The following is a 15,323-nucleotide window of genomic DNA, read 5'->3' as shown; positions in this document are numbered from 1 at the left end:
CGGCGCGGAAGCGGCCGATCGGGGCACCGCGCCTCGCCTGATTGAGGCGCCTCGTGCATCTCTCTTATGCCACCTCGCGCTCTGGTCCAGACGCCTGCTCGCGGGCCATCGTCGTTGCCGTGACGTAGTCGGTCTTGCCGGTCCCGAGCAGTGGCACCTTGTCGACCACCATGATCGCAGCGGGAACGGTCAGCTCGGACGCGCCGATCGCCTTGGCGTGGCCTTGCATGGCGCTGCGCTCGGCGTTCTTCTCCGTCGTCAGCAACACGATGCGCTCGCCCTTTCGCTGGTCCGGGATCGACACGGCGACTGAACCGGCCTGCGGCCACAGCGTTGTCGCGATGTTCTCGACCGCCGACAGCGAGACCATTTCGCCGGCGATCTTGGCAAAGCGCTTGGCGCGACCCTTGATGGTGATGAAGCCGGCCGGGTCGATCGCCACGATGTCGCCGGTGTCGTGCCAGCCGTCGGCGAGCGGCTCGAGCACGCCGGGATTTTCGGCCCGCAAGTATCCGAGCATTACGTTGGGTCCGCGCACCGACAGGCGTCCGCCTTCCTCGATGCCGGGGACCGGGTCGAGGCGGCTTTCCATCAGCGGCGACAGGCGGCCGACCGTGCCTGGACGATTGGCCATCGGCGTGTTCATCGCCAGCACCGGTGCCGTCTCGGTGACGCCATAGCCTTCGAGGATGCGGATGCCGTAACGCTCCATGAAGACCTGCCGGGTGCGATCCTTGACCGCCTCCGCGCCGGCGATCACCAGGCGCAAGGTGCGGAAGTCGTAGGCATGGGCCGAGCGTGCATAGCCCGTGAGGAATGTGTCGGTGCCGAACAGGATCGTGGCTCCGGTCTGGTAGATCAGCTCGGGCACGATCCGGTAGTGCAGCGGCGAGGGGTACATGTAGATCGGAATGCCCGCGAGCAGCGGCATCATCATTCCACCGGTCAGCCCGAAGGAGTGGAACACCGGCAGCACGTTGAACACCTTATCATTGGCGTTGGCATCGACCCGCGCCAGCGCCTGTGCGGCGTTCGCAAGGATATTGCGGTGGGACAGCACAACGCCCTTGGGCGTGCCTTCCGAGCCCGACGTGAACAGCACGACCGCCGGATCGCTCGCCTGGCGGGCGACGCGGGGCGCGGTGCCGGCGAGCAGGCCCTTGATCTTGTCGGCCGTGCCGATCGAAGCACGGACGTCCTCGAGGTAGACCACGCGAACTTCCGCGGAGATCGCCGCCATCAGCTTGTCGAGCTTGCCCTTCTCGATGAAAGCTTTCGACGTCAGCACGGTTTTGACCTGCGCGGCTTTCATGGCGGCAAGCACGTTGACCGGGCCCGCCGAGAAGTTGAGCATTGCCGGCACCCGGCCGATGTTTTGCAGCGCCATGAAGACGACGGCGACGCCAGCGGAATTCGGCAGCAGCACACCGACATTCTCACCGATAGCGGTGCCGTTCTCCAGCTTCCGGCTCAAGACCTGCGCGCCCAGGATCAGCTTGCGATAGGTCAGCTTGGTACCGAGCGCGTCCTCGACGATGACCTTGCCGGTGTCGCGGTCGCGATAGGCGTGTCCGAGCGCCTCGAACAGGGTGTGATCGAGCATGGCGTTCTTCACCATGGCGTCGATCATCACGTCCTGAAGTGCTGCGCCCGCGGCGTTGCGGCGCGCCTTGCCCTTGAGCGACGGATCGACCGGAAGCTTGACTGGCGGCAGGATGGTGACGGTCACCCGCGGAAACCACGAGCGCTTGATCTGGCTGCCGTTGAGATAGCTGAGATGCGAGCGCTGGGCGCCTTCGATGCGGACCGGGACGACGACTGCGTCGGCCTTGTCCGCGATCATCGCGGTGCCGTCATAGACCTTCATCAGCGAGCCGGAAACAGTGATGCGTCCTTCCGGGAAAATCACCACCGGCTCTCCGGCGGCGACGAGCTTGATGAGGTCGCGCGCCGCCAGCGGCTTGGTGGGGTCCATGGTGTAGTGCTTGACCACCCGCAGGAACGGCTTGGCCCACCAGGCCTTGGCGATGCCGGTATCAACCGCGAAGCTCGCGTCGATCGGGAGCACGGCGTGCAGGAGCGGGCCGTCGATCAGGCTGACATGATTGGGCGCGATCAGCATGCGCGTGCCAGCAGGCGGCAGGTTCTCCCGCCCGCGGACCTCGGTGCGGAACAGCGCGCGGAACAGCAGCCCGCCAAAGTCGCGCACGCCTTCCTTGCCCCACTTGGTCAGCACGAACCAGACTGCGCCGAAGCTGATGACGCCGAGGCCAAAGAAGATCCAGCCGATGTGCAATCCGCCGGCCTGCAACAGCGCGACGAACAGCGAGCCGGCCACCATGAAGGCGGCCTGCAGCACGTTGCCGGCGGCGATAATGCGGGCGCGCTCGGAGGGGGCGGACCAGGCCTGGACGGCGGCGAAGGACGGCACGACGAACAGCCCGCCGCCGAATGCGAAGGCAACGAAATCGACCAGCATGCGCAATCCCGCGAACGAGGTTGCGAAGTCGCCCGCTGTGATGTCCTGCCCCTTGGTGGTCACGCCGATCGCCCAAGCGAGGTCGAGGCCGGCAAACCCCATCATGATGGCGCCGATCGGCACCAGCGCGAGGTTCGGGCGAACGTGGCTCAGATTCGCGGCGAACAGCGAGCCGATGGCAATGCCGATTGCGAAGATCGCGAGACACAACGTCACCACGCCCTCGGTGCCACCGATGACTTCCTTGACCAGCGCCGGTAGCAGCGAGAGCACGATGGCGCCCACCAGCCAGAACCAGGACACGATCACGGTGCCGTCCCACAGCCGGTGATCGGCGTGCAACGTCTTCAACAGGCCGAGCGTCGAGGTCCAGGGATTTCGATTGACCGGCAGATCGGGTGCAGACGGCGTCGTCGCGGGAATGCGGGAGGCGAAGGCCCAGGACAGCAGGGCCAGCACGACCACGACCGATGCGACCCAGCCCATATGCGCGGAGCCGGCCACGAACTGGCCACCGGCAACGGTGCCGAGCAGGATGGCCATGAAGGTCGCGCCTTCGACCAGCGCGTTGCCGGTCGCGAGCTCGCCGAGCTCGAGCTGGTCCGGCAGCATCGCGTATTTCACGGGTCCGAACAGCGCGGCGATGACGCCGAACAGTGCGAGCGCTGCGAACAGCAGCGGCACCGAGTGCAGGAAGAAGCCGGCCGCGGCAAAGCCAGCGGCAAAGATCTCGGCGAATTTGAGCCGCCTTGCGACGACGGATTTGACGTATTTGTCGGCGAGCTGGCCGCCGAGCCCGGACAGGATGAAATAGGGGAAGATGAACACCGCGCCCGCGACCGTCACCAGCGCATCACCGTGGCCGGTCGCGGCAGTGTAAAGCAGGATGATGACGAGTGCGTTCTTGAGCACGTTGTCGTTCAGCGCCGAGAAGAATTGCGCCCAGAACAGCGGCGCGAAGCGGCGTGACGACATCAAATCCCTGATCATGACTAGTCCTGTTTTGGAAACGCTGTCTGAGGTTGTTTCATTGTCGGATGGGCGTCGGGACCCGAGGAGATGCGACGGGCATTTGCGGGTTGACGAACGATCGCCCCGGCCTGCTCTGCGCCTTTACCTTCCGATCCTGTTGGTCTCCGCGTGGCGACGTTTGGTTCGCAAATGGCTGGTCGCGGCTCTATCACGCCCCGGCAAGGAGGCGTGCGCGCCTCAGGTCAGGTGGGCAAGGCGGCGAAAGGGCGAGAGGCGGCCGAGCAGGCTAATGCGGCGGCCCTCATGACGGGCGCGGTCGCGGTTGGCCCGCCACATCGGGAAGGTCACGCGGCGCTCGGTCAGGACGCCGGCAATGTCGCAGGCATTTGCAATGCGATCGATCGGCCCCGTCGCGAACCGCAGGAAGGCGCGGCCAAATCCGGTCACGAGAGCTGTGGCGTCATCGACGAAGGTGGAGGCGATATCAACAGCGAGGGTTTGCATTTTGCAGATCTCCAGGTTAATTTGAACATTGTTCAAATGAGTACCTTGAAAATGAACAATGTTCAAGACGAATCGTTGCGAGACCGAAAAAAATCTCGCCGGCGGCAGCAGATCGTGGAGATCGCTCGCAGCATTATCGCGACTAAGGGGCTGAAATCGTTGAAAGTCCGGGATGTTGCGGACGCCGCAGGCTGCTCGGTTGGGAGCGTCTACAACGAGTTCGGCGACTTCGACGGGGTGATCCTGACCGTGAATCGGGAGACCGTTAAGGAGCTGACGGTGCGGCTGGGCCAGGTTCCCGCCGAGGATCCCGTTCGCCAGCTCTACGGGCTGGCCGCGACCTACCTCGAATTTTTTGCGGAGCACGCCAATCTGCTGCGCTCGCTGTTCGAACATCGGATGGAGGACGACCGCCCTTACCCCGATGACATCCTTCAGATGGTGATGGACGCCTTCGCGCTGATGCATCCACCCCTGGTGCGGCTGCTTCCGAATGCAGACGACGTGCAGATCGCGCTGCTGTCACGCACCCTGTTTTCCGCCGTGCACGGGATCATCTCGCTCGGCCTCGAAGAACGCATGGTAGCCGTGCCGCCGCAGATGCTGCGCCAGCAGGTCGATCAGTTTCTGGATGCGCATCTCGCAGGGCTCGGGATTGTGCCAGTACGATAAAGTGTGGAGCGCTGCTACGCGCTGGCGGCCTTGCGGTGCCGCGAGGTGACGACGACGACGTCCGTCGTCCCGTTGTCGACCTGAACACGGTTGCGTCCGTTCTCCTTGGCGCGATAGCAGGCGGCATCCGCGCGCCGCATCGCGTCCTCGAGCGTGGTGTTGCCGTCGGTGATGCAGGCAACGCCGATGCTGGCGGTCACTGCAAAGCAACGATCGTCCCACGCGAAGACGGATAGCTCGAGCGACCGGCGCAGCCGTTCGGCGATATCCACGGCGTCGTACGGCGTGCTTTGTGGAAGGATTAGGCCGAATTCGTCACCGCCAAGCCGGGCCACCAGGTCATGCGGCCGTCGTTCCTGTTGCAGGAGACGCGAGATCTGGCAGAGCAGGCGGTCGCCGGCGAGATGACCGCAGCTGTCGTTGACGTCCTTGAATTGGTCGAGATCGAGCAGGACCAGGCCCAGCGAACCCGCCGCGGTGTCGTCCAACTCGCTTTGCAGGCGGGCCTCGAACGCGCGCCGGTTGGACAAGCCGGTCAGCCAGTCGTGCGACGCCTGCCAGACTAGGCGCTCCTTCTCGGCATGCAGGGCATCCTCAAACGCCTGTCGTTGCAGCACCAATCGCCGCGTGTGCCAGATCAGGAGCAGGATCAGCGTCATGGCTGTGACGATATTGACGCCAGTCAGCGTCATCTTGATGGCGCGCGAGCCTTCGCCGAGAACGGTGGAGAACCGCTTGGCGTGCACCGTGAACTGAGTGTTGAGCTCCGAAAGCCGCGACGACAATAATTGCAGGCGGTTGCCGTCCTGAACCGGTCCGCTCTTCAACTCTGACCGGATGACCTCGCCGAAAACGCTCAGCTCCAGCAGCATGGGGTCGGTGGCAGCCCACTCGCTGATCGCTTCCTTGAGAAAGCTGACCTGTTTGAAGTAGCGAAACAGCCAGATCAGTCCCGGCACGTCATCGGGATGGTTGCCGCCTTGCAGGAAGCCGATGCGGGCGGCCTCGACGTCGACCGGATCGCGCTCGAGCGCCCAGCGCGCGAACTCGTCGCCGATGGGAACGGCCAGCGAGATCTGATATTGCGCAAACTGGCTGGCGTCGCCCGAATGCAGATAGAGATTGAGGAAATAGACGGCGTTCTTCTGCGAGCGCGACCACAACGCTTCGCCCGCGACATAGGCGCGGACCGAGGACATCACCTCCAGGCTGAATCCGGCGATCGCCGCCTGCAGCAGAACGACCGTGACGAAAGGCGAAACGAGCTTGATGACATGAAGGAAGCTTCGTCCCTTCGTTGACGGCGCTGTTCTGCGAAACACTTTGCGTTCCCCAAGTCGCTCAACGACCCCAGCGGAGCGATCCGCTCATAACGCGGATTACGCGCGAAAGGTGCTTAACTCGACTTGAAAATGCCAGGAGACTGCGTCGCAGGGTGAAGGCGTTGTGAAGTGGATGCTTGCAGATCGTCGCAAATGCCGTCGAACCGGAACTGACGCGGCATCGGCGAGCCGATGTCGCGCATTTGCCCCAGATGGTTTACTTGATGGAGAGAGATTGCTCTGGCGCTAGACCAGCACCGGCTTGCGCACGCGGCCGGCGTCGCCGAAGACGCGCAAATAGCGCTCGATCTCCGAAGGCAGGCCGGTCGCCTTCTCGGGATTGTCGGAAAGCTTGACGGCCGGACGTCCGTCGACCGACGACACCTTGCAGACCAGCGAGATCGGATCGAGGTTGAACGAGCCGTCCGGCGTGCAGCCGACGAAATCATTGGTGAGATTGGTGCCCCAGCCGAAGGAGAGCCGCACCCGGCCGACGAAGTGGTGGTAGGTCTCCTCGATCGAGCCCACGTCCATCGCGTCGGAGAACACCAGCAGCTTGTCCCTGGGATTGCGGCCCTTCTGCTCCCACCATTTCATGATCTCCTCGCCGGCTTGAATCGGCGGCGCGCTGTCGGGGCGGAAGCCGGTCCAGTCGGCAACCCATTCCGGCGCATCGCGCAGGAAAGCCTTGGTGCCAAAAGCGTCGGGCAGCGCAATCAGGAGGTTGCCGCCATAGGTCTGGCGCCACTGGTCGAGGATGCGATAGGGCGCCCAGCGCAATTCCTCGTCGTCCTTGGCCAGCGCAGCCGCGACCATCGGCAGTTCATGGGCGTTGGTGCCGATGGCTTCGAGATCATTGTCCATCGCGAGTAGCACGTTGGAGGTGCCGATGAAGGACGGGCCCAGGCCTTCCTTCACGGCCTCCACGCACCAGCGCTGCCAGAGGAAGCCATGGCGGCGACGGGTGCCGAAATCGGAGAGCCGGAGGCCATCCAGCTTGCGCAGGCGTTCCACCTTGGTCCACAGCTTGGCCTTCGCGCGGGCATAGAGCACGTCGAGCTCGAAGCGGCCGCGGCCCTTCATCGCCGCCCGCGAGCGCAATTCGTTGAGGATGGCGAGCGCAGGAATTTCCCACATCGTGGTATGGCTCCACGGCCCGTGGAAGTGCAGCTCGTACTGGCCTTCGACCTTGCGCAGCTCGTATTCGGGCAGCCGGAATTCGGCGAGCCAGCGGATGAAGTCCGCCGAGAACATGTGGGTCTTGCCGTAGAAAGTGTTACCGGCAAGCCAGATCAGCTCTTTCTTGGTGAAGCGGATGGTGCGGGCGTGGTCGAGCTGGGCGCGCAGCTCGCCCTCGTCGATGATTTCGGCGAGCCGGACATGGCGCGATCGGTTGATGACCGAGAATGTCACCTGCTGATTCGGGTAAGCTTCCCGAATCATTTGCAACATCAATAGCTTGTAGAAGTCGGTATCAAGCAGGCTGCGGATGATGGGATCCAGCCGCCAGCTGTGATTGTAAGTCCGGCTCGCAATGTCGGTCACTGTCATGGGGGAATTCTAGCGTGGCGGCCGCGGCGCAACCAGTGGGTTTGACGGGGATCAGGTTTTCGCGGGGGCGGGGTGCGAGGCCGTCGCCGCCACGGTCTCGAGTTGGCTTCTGATCCAGCGATGCGCCGGGTCCTTCTGATAGCGCTGGTGCCAGACCATGAACATCGGCAACTCAGCCAGGGTTCGCGTGCGCGAGGCCAGCGGAATCCGCACCTGGGCGAAGCCATGCATCACGCCGGTCGCCAGCAGGCTCGGCATGCTCGCCAGCATTTGCGAGCCACGCAGGAAGGACGGCACGCCGGAGAAGCTCGGCACGGAGATCGCGATGTCGCGGTGGAAGCCGTTGGCTGCAAGCCGGCGATCGAAGTCGAGCCGCTCATTGTCAGTGTAGACCACCGTGACGTGACGCGCCGCGAGATAGGCGCCGCGCGTAGCCGGCGTCGCGCGCGCTTTGGGGTCGTAGTAACAAACGTAATGGTCTTGCAGCAGGCGCTTCTGCACGATGTCCACGCCGGATGGCGGCAGCGGCGTGATCAGCAGATCGCAGCGGTTTTCGCGCAGCATCGCCGGCGAGGGCGACTGCGAGGGGATCACGCGCAGGTTCAGGCTCGTCACTTGCGCTGCGACATGATCGAAGAATCGCGGCAGCAGCAGGTCGCGCTGGAAGTCATTGGCGGCGATTGTCAGCGAAAGCTGCGCGCTCGCCGGCTCGAACGTGACGCCGCCGGCAAAGCTGCGCATCTCGTCGATCAGCGCTCGCGCCTTTGCCGCCAGGGCCTGGGCGTGCGCTGTGGCCACAATGCCGCGGCCGGATTTGGCAAACAGCGGATCGCCGACGATCCGCCGCAGCTTGTTCAGGGCGTGGCTGACCGCGGATTGCGTCAGGCCGAGCCGCGTTGCGGCCGCCGTCACCGAACCTTCTTCCAACACGGCCAGGAACAGCTCAAGCGCGTGGCCATCGAGCGCCAAATGATCGATTTTATTCATGGAATGCATTATAATCGATCTATTTATCTTGAGAATAGCCGGCGCCATCATCTCCCGATAAGCCGTGCGCCCCAACGGGAGCGCCAGAGGGAGAGACAACGCCGATGCATGCCCAGGCGCCAGCCTTGCGGGAATCCCGCCCCAACCGTCCCGAGCCGTTCACGCCGCCGCTCGGTGACGGCGGCTTCTTCCAGCGCGACCGTTCCATGCATCCGCCGGCGCACGCGCCGGGCTACAAATCCTCGGTGCTGCGCTCGCCGCGCCAGGCGTTGCTGTCGCTTGAGAACTCGGTCTCGGAGATCACGGGGCCGGTGTTCGGGCACAACGATCTCGGCCCGCTCGACAATGATTTGATCCGCAACTACGCCAAGGACGGCGATCCCGTCGGCGAACGCATCATCGTCCACGGCCGCGTGCTGGATGAGACCGGCCGCGGCGTGCCGAACACGCTGGTCGAGTTCTGGCAAGCCAATGCCGGCGGCCGCTACCGGCACAAGAGGGACACGTATCTGGCGCCGATCGATCCGAATTTCGGCGGTTGCGGCCGCGCGCTGACCGACGACAGCGGCTACTATTATTTCCGCACCGTGAAGCCGGGACCCTATCCCTGGCGCAACTACGTCAACAGCTGGCGTCCCGCTCACATCCACTTCTCGGTGTTCGGCTCGGGCTTTGCACAGCGTCTGATCACCCAGATGTACTTTGAGGGCGATCCCCTGATCCCGGTCTGCCCAATCCTGACGACGATCCCGGACAAGGATGCGCTGGAGCGCCTCATCGCGCCGCTCGACCTCAACGCATCGACCCCGTTCGACTCGCTCGCCTACCGCTTCGACATCGTCTTGCGCGGCCAGCGCTCCACTTACTTTGAAAATCGCACCGCAGGGAACTAGGTCCATGCCGCAGCCGCTCAACTACCTCAAGGAAACCGCCTCGCAGACCGCTGGGCCCTACGTCCATATCGGCCTGATCCCGGCGATGGCCGGCTTCGACATCTTCGAGAAGAACTTTTCCAACGTGCTGGTGACGCCGAACACGCAAGGCGAACGCATCACGCTGGAGGGCAAGGTGTTCGACGGCAGCGGCACGCCGCTGCGTGACGTGCTGTTGGAGATCTGGCAGGCGAACGCGGCCGGCCGCTACAACCATCCGGCCGATCGGTCGACCGGCGCGCTCGACGAGGAATTTCGTGGCTGGGGCCGCGCCGGCTCCGACTTCGAGAGCGGGCTGGTGACGTTCGAGACCATCAAGCCCGGGGCCATCACCGACAAGGCGGGCCGCAAATGCGCGCCTTACGTCAACATCTGGATCGTCGCGCGTGGCATCAATATCGGGCTCAACACCCGGCTGTATTTCTCCGATGAAGAGACTGCGAACGCCGCCGACCCCGTGCTCAGCCTGATCGAGCAGCCGGTGCGACGTTCGACGTTGATCGCAAAGCGCAGCGAGCGTGGCGCCAAGATCGTGTATGCTTTCACGATCAATTTGCAGGGGCCGGAGGAGACGATGTTCTTCGACGTCTGAGAGCCGCCGCCCGAAGGTTCACTCCACCTGGTCACTGCGATCGATCGCTACGCGCGCGTGGAATTGCGGTGACTGACGCATCTCGCGCGATCCCGGCCTATTCGCCGGATCGCGCCCCACTTTTGGTTTCAGTTCTGCCAAATCGATGAATATGTCCGCCTGTCGGCGCAGCTCGTCAGCGACCATGGCCGGCTGAGTGGAGAGTGTGGAGACGACCGTCACGCGGACACCGAGGCGTTGCAGGGCTTCCACCAGCGAACGAAAATTCCCATCGCCCGAGAACAACACGATCTGATCGACGTGCTCGGCGAGCTCCATCGCATTTACGGCGAGGTCGACATCCATGCTGCCCTTCACTTTGCGGCGGCCGGTGATGGCGTCGACGAATTCCTTCGTGAGTTTCGTGACGACGGTGTATCCGTTATAGTCGAGCCAATCGATCAACGGACGGATTGACGAATACTCCTGATCCTCGACGACGGTCGTGTAGTAGAAGGCCCGCAACAGCGCACCTCGGCTTTGGAATTCGCCGAGCAGTCGCCTGTAGTCGATGTCGAAGCCGAGCGCCTTGGAGGTGGCATGGAGATTGGAGCCATCGATAAAGAGTGCGATCTTCTCAATCGAAGACATTATGCACAAATCTCCAGTTGTACGCGAAAGGTGGCCGGTCCAACCGCCGGGGGCGGTGTGTCGGCCGGAAAAACATTGAAGGCACCGATGGCTTGCCGAAAAAGCAGCGCAGACGACCGGACAGGGGCGGCCGTCTTGCGCCCAGGTTAGGGAGGATACAATGCCACCGGCGCCAGGGCGCCGAATGCAGCCAGGCTAAGGCGCGCGCATTCCCTACTCAATTGTACTGAGGTAAAGGGCGCCTATCCAAAGGATAGGGCCCCATATACGAAGGTTAAGTGGCAGCGCTGGCAACAAGGGCCATTGCGGTTCCCAGCGTGGCCTTCGACCACAGGCGCGGCTGATCGATCGGCCGGTGTGTCAGCCTTCATCGCCATGAAGCTGGGCACGAAAGGCCCGCGGTGACACGCCCGTGGCGGCGGCGTAGACCCGGCTGAAATAGGCGGGGTCCTCGAAGCCAAGCGCATAGGCGATCGTCGAGACCGGTAAATTGGTGTAGACGAGGTTGCGCCGCGCCTCGCGGATCAGCCGGTTGAGGATCAGGTGCGAGGCGGTGTCGCCGGTTGCTGCCCGGGTCACACGGTTGAGATGGGTCGGCGTGATCGACAGCGCGCTCGCATAGTCCGCAACGCTCCAGCGTTCCAGATGATGCTGTTCCAGCAGCGCCTCGAAGCGGCGGAATAGTCCGCTTTCAGCCGTGCCGTTGCCACCGCTCTCGCCGGTGAGCGCGCGGGCCACCAGCCCGATCATGGCCGCCGAAAGTGCACGCAGCACATGCGCTCGGCCGAAATCGCGCGCGGCGTGTTCGGCAAAGATCTGCTTCATGGTGGTCCGAATCTGCGGCGTGCCGCGTATCACGGCCGAGCGCGACAAGGCACCTCGCAGCCCTTCGGAGGCGAGCAGCGCTTCGTCCAATATTTCCGCGGCGATGGTCAGCACCCAGCCCTGGGTATCAGGCACGAAACGGAAGCCGTGGACGTGGCCGACGGGCACGTTGACGATTTGCATCGGCTTCAGCTGCACCACGCGCCCGTCGAGCGTCGCTTCGCCGCCGCCGCGCTCGATCAGCAGCACCTGGTGCAGCCGGGCATGGCGGTGCACGGCGAGCGTCCAATCGTGCAGCACCGAGCGCGACGCTATCGTCTCGCAATGCACGACATCGGGCAGATCACCGGATTCGCCGAACAAATTGTAGACCCGGATTGCCGGGGCGGGGGCTGGGTTTCTCATGTTCGAATAGTACAAGACAAAGACGAAAGCCTCCATCCGTCAGCGGCGCTGAATCTGCAAGAAAGTGCCGAGGAGGACGCAAAAATGAAAGTCCAGGTCTGTATCATCGGCGGCGGGCCGTCCGGGCTGCTGTTGTCCCAGCTCCTGCACCTCAAGGGCATCGACACGGTCGTGCTGGAAAAGTACAGCCGCGACCACGTGCTTGCCCGGATCCGCGCCGGCGTGCTCGAGCACGGCTTCGCCAGGCTGATGCGCGAGGCACAGTGCGGCGAGCGGATGGACCGCGAGGGCGAGATCCACAAGGGATTCGAGATCGCCCATGACGGGGTGCTCTCCCAGATCGACCTCCACAAGCATTCCGGCGGCAATTCGGTGCTGGTCTACGGCCAGACCGAGCTGACGCGCGACCTCTACGAGGCGCGCGACCGCCTTGGCGGCAACGTCGTGCACAATGCCGAGGACGTGACGCCGCATGACCTGACCTCGGACCAGCCGTACGTGACCTATCGTTCGAATGCCGAAACCGTCCGAGTCGATTGCGACTATATCGTCGGCGCTGACGGCTTTCACGGCGTCAGCAGGAAGTCGATCCCGAAGGACGTGCTGCGGGAATACGAGAAGATCTATCCGTTCGGTTGGCTCGGCGTGCTGTCGCGCACGAAACCGGTGTCGCCGGAGCTGATCTATGTGAAGCACGAGCGCGGCTTCGCGCTGTGTTCCTTGCGGTCGCAAGTGCTGAGCCGCTACTACGTCCAGGTGCCGCTCACCGACAAGGTGGAGGACTGGAGCGACGATGCGTTCTGGGCCGAGCTGAAGCGCCGTTTGCCGCACGAGGTCGGCGATCGCCTGATCACTGGGTCGTCCATCGAGAAGAGCATCGCGCCGTTGCGCAGCTTCGTCGCCGAGCCGATGAGCTACGGCCGCCTGTTTCTCGCCGGCGATGCCGCCCACATCGTGCCGCCGACCGGCGCGCGCGGGCTGAACAGCGCCGGCTCCGACATCTATTATCTCTACCACGCCATGCTCGCGCATTATCAGAACGGCGATGATTCCGGGCTCCAGGGCTATTCCGCCAAGGCGCTGGCGCGGATCTGGAAGGCGCAACGCTTTTCGTGGTGGATGACGATGCTGCTGCATCGCTTCCCCGACCGTTCCGAGTATGAAGAGAGGCTTCAGCAGACGGAGCTGGAATATCTGCTGTCGTCCGAGACGGCGCAGCGTCTGCTGGCGGAGAATTACGTGGGGTTGCCGTTCTAGCGGGGAGTGGACCCGAAAAGCGGTGGGACGCTGCGCTACTTTCCTTCTAGGATGTTCACCGGCGTCCAATCCGACCCCGGTGGATTTGTAGCGAGCGCAGTCGCGCGCTTGCCAAAAAGCGCTGACGCCGGATCCATTTCCGCCATTCGCCCGAACGCATCAGCCGCCTTCGCAAACTCCCTTGCCCGCCAGCACGCCAGCCCTTCCGCATACGCGGCGGCAACCTTCGTCTGCCCGGCACTCTCCGTGCCCTTCTCCGCGAGGGGCTCGAACACCTTGATCGCCTCGCCGCGTCCTATCACTTTGATGGCGTCGAGCTCGCGCCAGGTGAAAGTATTGCCTGTCTGCGCGACAGTCGTTTCTGAAGCCATGATTGCGGTGCCATAATATTTGTTGGCGCCTTCGAGCCGCGAGGCGACGTTCACGGTGTCGCTCATCACGGTGTAGTTGAAGCGGCGGCGGGAGCCGATATTGCCGACGACAGCCTCGCCGCTGTTGAGCCCGATGCGGTGCGACAGGCCGCGGCCGGCGAAAGCGGCGCTGCCGGCGTTGAGCTCCGCCAGCTTTGCGTGACATTTCAGCGCGGCATGGACGGCGTGGCGCGCATGCGCGGGATCGTCGGCGGGCGCGCCGAACATGGCGACAATGGAATCGCCGATATATTTGTCGACATAGCCGCCATGGCTCTCGATGATGTCGGTCATGGCCGACAGATATTCGTTCATCAGCGTCACCAGTTCGCCCGGCGTCATCGTCTCGGCGATGGAGGAAAAGCCACTCAGGTCGGAGAAGAACATGGTGACGTTGCGCATTTCGCCGCCGAGCACCGGCATCTTGCCGGACGCAACCATAGTGTCGATCACTTCGGGGGCGAGATAGAACGCAAAGCTCCTGCGCAGGAAACGCTCGTCGCGATCGGCCAGCATGAAACGGTAGCCAATCATCATCGCGAGCGCGGCAAGGCTCGCGAGCGCGGGCTCGACCAATGGTAGCGCCAACGCGTGTACGAAAGCGGCGACGGCTGCAGCGGCGTAAACGGCGGTGAGGACGAACCAGGCGATTAGTGCGCCACCCGGTGCGAGCACGCAGGCCGCGCAGGCCACGATCGCTGCGAACACGATCGTGAGAATGCTCCGCAGTGGAAAGCCGAGCTCGGTCACCGCATCGCGTTCGATCAGATTTCGCACCGCGTTGGCATGCACGAAGACACCGGCGATGTCGCTGCGGGCTTTTTGTTCAGTGGTTGCCGGTGCGGGCAGGGCGCATCTTGCGGCCGGCGTTCCGTCATAGCCGCCGGAAAGACGCATCGAGGTGATCTTGCGGTCATCGACATTGAGGATCGTGCCGAGCACCACAATCTTGCCACCGAAGGCGCGGCGGAAGAAGTCGCGGTCGTTCTTCTCGACGCAGGCGTGCAGGTCTGCGAACGAATATGTCGGCACGTCGCGGCCGAGTCCTCGGAAATTGAGCGTTAGCGTGTTCGGCACCGCGCTCGGGATCGTATACCCGGACAAAGCAGTCACGCCAGAAGGCGCGGTCTGCGGTTTTGCGCCGAGCGCGCGGGTGGCGAGTTCGACGGCCATTGCGGGAGCTGGCATGTCGCCGACAGGAAAACTCAGCGGCATTCGCCGGATTACATGGTCGGTGTCGGTATAGACGTTGAGGCCGCGGACGTTATTCCCCACAGCCAATTGCTGTGCGCGGTCCGGATGATCGCTGCTGAGGACCTCGCCCAGCACCAGCTTGCCGTCACTAGAGAGTTTCCGCAAGGCGATGAGATAGTCTCGGTCGAATCCCTTCAATCGCGCGCCAAGCGGCGCATCGCCAAAGGGAATCTCCGACCGCTCGATCGAGCTCGGAAAGATGACATCGAAACCGATCACCTTGGCGCCGCCGTCGGCAATGCTGCCGAGCACCCGGCCGATCTCGCGCGTCCAGGTCAGCGTCGGCGACCCCTGAAACGGCGGAGTGTCGTAGGTCTCGCCGTCGATGGCCACGACGACGACCGGTGATGTCGCGGGATCGCGGTGGTCGCCGACGAGCTTGCCGCGCAGTGCCGTGAGGATGTCGAGCGACAGGCCCTGCAGCGTCTGGAACGGTGGAGACGTGACGACGGCGCCTGCAAGAAGCGCAATCAGGATCGCTGCAACGATGTCCCGTCTGCCGATCCGCCGCATCGCCCCGTCGCTAGCTGC

At 63.7% G+C, this 15,323-nt stretch carries 11 protein-coding genes; 4 read left to right on the top strand and 7 right to left on the bottom strand.

The features are described 5' to 3' along the window. Nucleotides 1-64: 64 nt before the first annotated feature. On the bottom strand, nt 65-3,469 hold the full coding sequence (locus tag AC0L23_RS16405) for an acyl-[ACP]--phospholipid O-acyltransferase (RefSeq protein ID WP_085359776.1): 3,405 nt from the start codon (nt 3,467-3,469) through the stop codon (nt 65-67). Between the two features lie 537 nt (nt 3,470-4,006). Between AC0L23_RS16405 and AC0L23_RS16400 the strand changes: the two genes are divergently transcribed. Beyond that, nucleotides 4,007-4,627: a TetR/AcrR family transcriptional regulator gene (locus AC0L23_RS16400; RefSeq protein WP_162496297.1), complete on the top strand. Its 621-nt coding sequence runs from the start codon at nt 4,007-4,009 to the stop codon at nt 4,625-4,627. Between the two features lie 14 nt (nt 4,628-4,641). Here AC0L23_RS16400 and AC0L23_RS16395 read toward each other — a convergent pair whose 3' ends face one another. From AC0L23_RS16395 to AC0L23_RS16385, 3 genes are all read right to left on the bottom strand, one after another. Beyond that, complete coding sequence (locus tag AC0L23_RS16395) at nt 4,642-5,949, bottom strand: GGDEF domain-containing protein (RefSeq protein ID WP_473357160.1); 1,308 nt, start codon at nt 5,947-5,949, stop codon at nt 4,642-4,644. A 246-nt stretch (nt 5,950-6,195) separates the two neighbouring features. Further along, a complete protein-coding gene (pncB, locus tag AC0L23_RS16390) occupies nt 6,196-7,500 on the bottom strand; it encodes a nicotinate phosphoribosyltransferase (protein WP_018456140.1) in 1,305 nt (434 codons plus the stop codon). Nucleotides 7,501-7,551: 51 nt separating this feature from the next. Further along, nucleotides 7,552-8,496, bottom strand: coding sequence for a LysR family transcriptional regulator (locus tag AC0L23_RS16385; protein WP_162496296.1), 945 nt, complete (start codon nt 8,494-8,496; stop codon nt 7,552-7,554). A 95-nt stretch (nt 8,497-8,591) separates the two neighbouring features. Between AC0L23_RS16385 and pcaH the strand changes: the two genes are divergently transcribed. Together pcaH and pcaG are read left to right on the top strand one after the other, a co-directional pair. Next, a complete protein-coding gene (gene pcaH / locus AC0L23_RS16380) occupies nt 8,592-9,380 on the top strand; it encodes a protocatechuate 3,4-dioxygenase subunit beta (protein WP_039799636.1) in 789 nt (262 codons plus the stop codon). Between the two features lie 4 nt (nt 9,381-9,384). Further along, entirely contained in the window at nt 9,385-10,011 is a 627-nt protein-coding gene (pcaG, locus tag AC0L23_RS16375) for a protocatechuate 3,4-dioxygenase subunit alpha (RefSeq protein ID WP_026233093.1), read from the top strand. Between the two features lie 18 nt (nt 10,012-10,029). Here pcaG and AC0L23_RS16370 read toward each other — a convergent pair whose 3' ends face one another. Both AC0L23_RS16370 and AC0L23_RS16365 read right to left on the bottom strand, forming a co-directional pair. Continuing rightward, nucleotides 10,030-10,641, bottom strand: coding sequence for a LabA-like NYN domain-containing protein (locus tag AC0L23_RS16370; protein ID WP_018456136.1), 612 nt, complete (start codon nt 10,639-10,641; stop codon nt 10,030-10,032). Between the two features lie 360 nt (nt 10,642-11,001). Then, a complete protein-coding gene (locus AC0L23_RS16365; RefSeq protein WP_085359783.1) occupies nt 11,002-11,907 on the bottom strand; it encodes a helix-turn-helix domain-containing protein in 906 nt (301 codons plus the stop codon). 48 nt (nt 11,908-11,955) lie between these two features. On the opposite strand from AC0L23_RS16365, the gene pobA reads away from it, so the two are divergent. Continuing rightward, nucleotides 11,956-13,128 carry a 4-hydroxybenzoate 3-monooxygenase gene (pobA, locus tag AC0L23_RS16360; RefSeq protein WP_085350037.1) on the top strand — a complete coding sequence of 391 codons (1,173 nt, stop codon included), beginning with the start codon at nt 11,956-11,958 and terminating at the stop codon, nt 13,126-13,128. Between the two features lie 35 nt (nt 13,129-13,163). Here the strand turns inward: pobA and AC0L23_RS16355 are convergent, their stop codons facing one another. Then, nucleotides 13,164-15,305, bottom strand: a complete 2,142-nt coding sequence (locus AC0L23_RS16355) for an adenylate/guanylate cyclase domain-containing protein (RefSeq protein WP_085359787.1) — start codon at nt 15,303-15,305, stop codon at nt 13,164-13,166. Nucleotides 15,306-15,323: the final 18 nt, after the last annotated feature.

It is taken from the genome of Bradyrhizobium sp. MI1.4 (assembly GCF_055811315.1).
This window is presented reverse-complemented; position numbering and strand designations above follow the sequence as displayed.

Coding starts and splice junctions, on each gene's coding strand:
- AC0L23_RS16365 (WP_085359783.1), bottom strand. CDS start 11,907: ATGGAGGCTTTCGTCTTTGTCTTGTACTATTCGAACATGAGAAACCCA.
- AC0L23_RS16385 (WP_162496296.1), bottom strand. CDS start 8,496: ATGCATTCCATGAATAAAATCGATCATTTGGCGCTCGATGGCCACGCG.
- AC0L23_RS16400 (WP_162496297.1), top strand. CDS start 4,007: ATGAACAATGTTCAAGACGAATCGTTGCGAGACCGAAAAAAATCTCGC.
- AC0L23_RS16370 (WP_018456136.1), bottom strand. CDS start 10,641: ATGTCTTCGATTGAGAAGATCGCACTCTTTATCGATGGCTCCAATCTC.
- AC0L23_RS16405 (WP_085359776.1), bottom strand. CDS start 3,469: ATGATCAGGGATTTGATGTCGTCACGCCGCTTCGCGCCGCTGTTCTGG.
- pncB (WP_018456140.1), bottom strand. CDS start 7,500: ATGACAGTGACCGACATTGCGAGCCGGACTTACAATCACAGCTGGCGG.
- pcaH (WP_039799636.1), top strand. CDS start 8,592: ATGCATGCCCAGGCGCCAGCCTTGCGGGAATCCCGCCCCAACCGTCCC.
- AC0L23_RS16355 (WP_085359787.1), bottom strand. CDS start 15,305: ATGCGGCGGATCGGCAGACGGGACATCGTTGCAGCGATCCTGATTGCG.
- pobA (WP_085350037.1), top strand. CDS start 11,956: ATGAAAGTCCAGGTCTGTATCATCGGCGGCGGGCCGTCCGGGCTGCTG.
- pcaG (WP_026233093.1), top strand. CDS start 9,385: ATGCCGCAGCCGCTCAACTACCTCAAGGAAACCGCCTCGCAGACCGCT.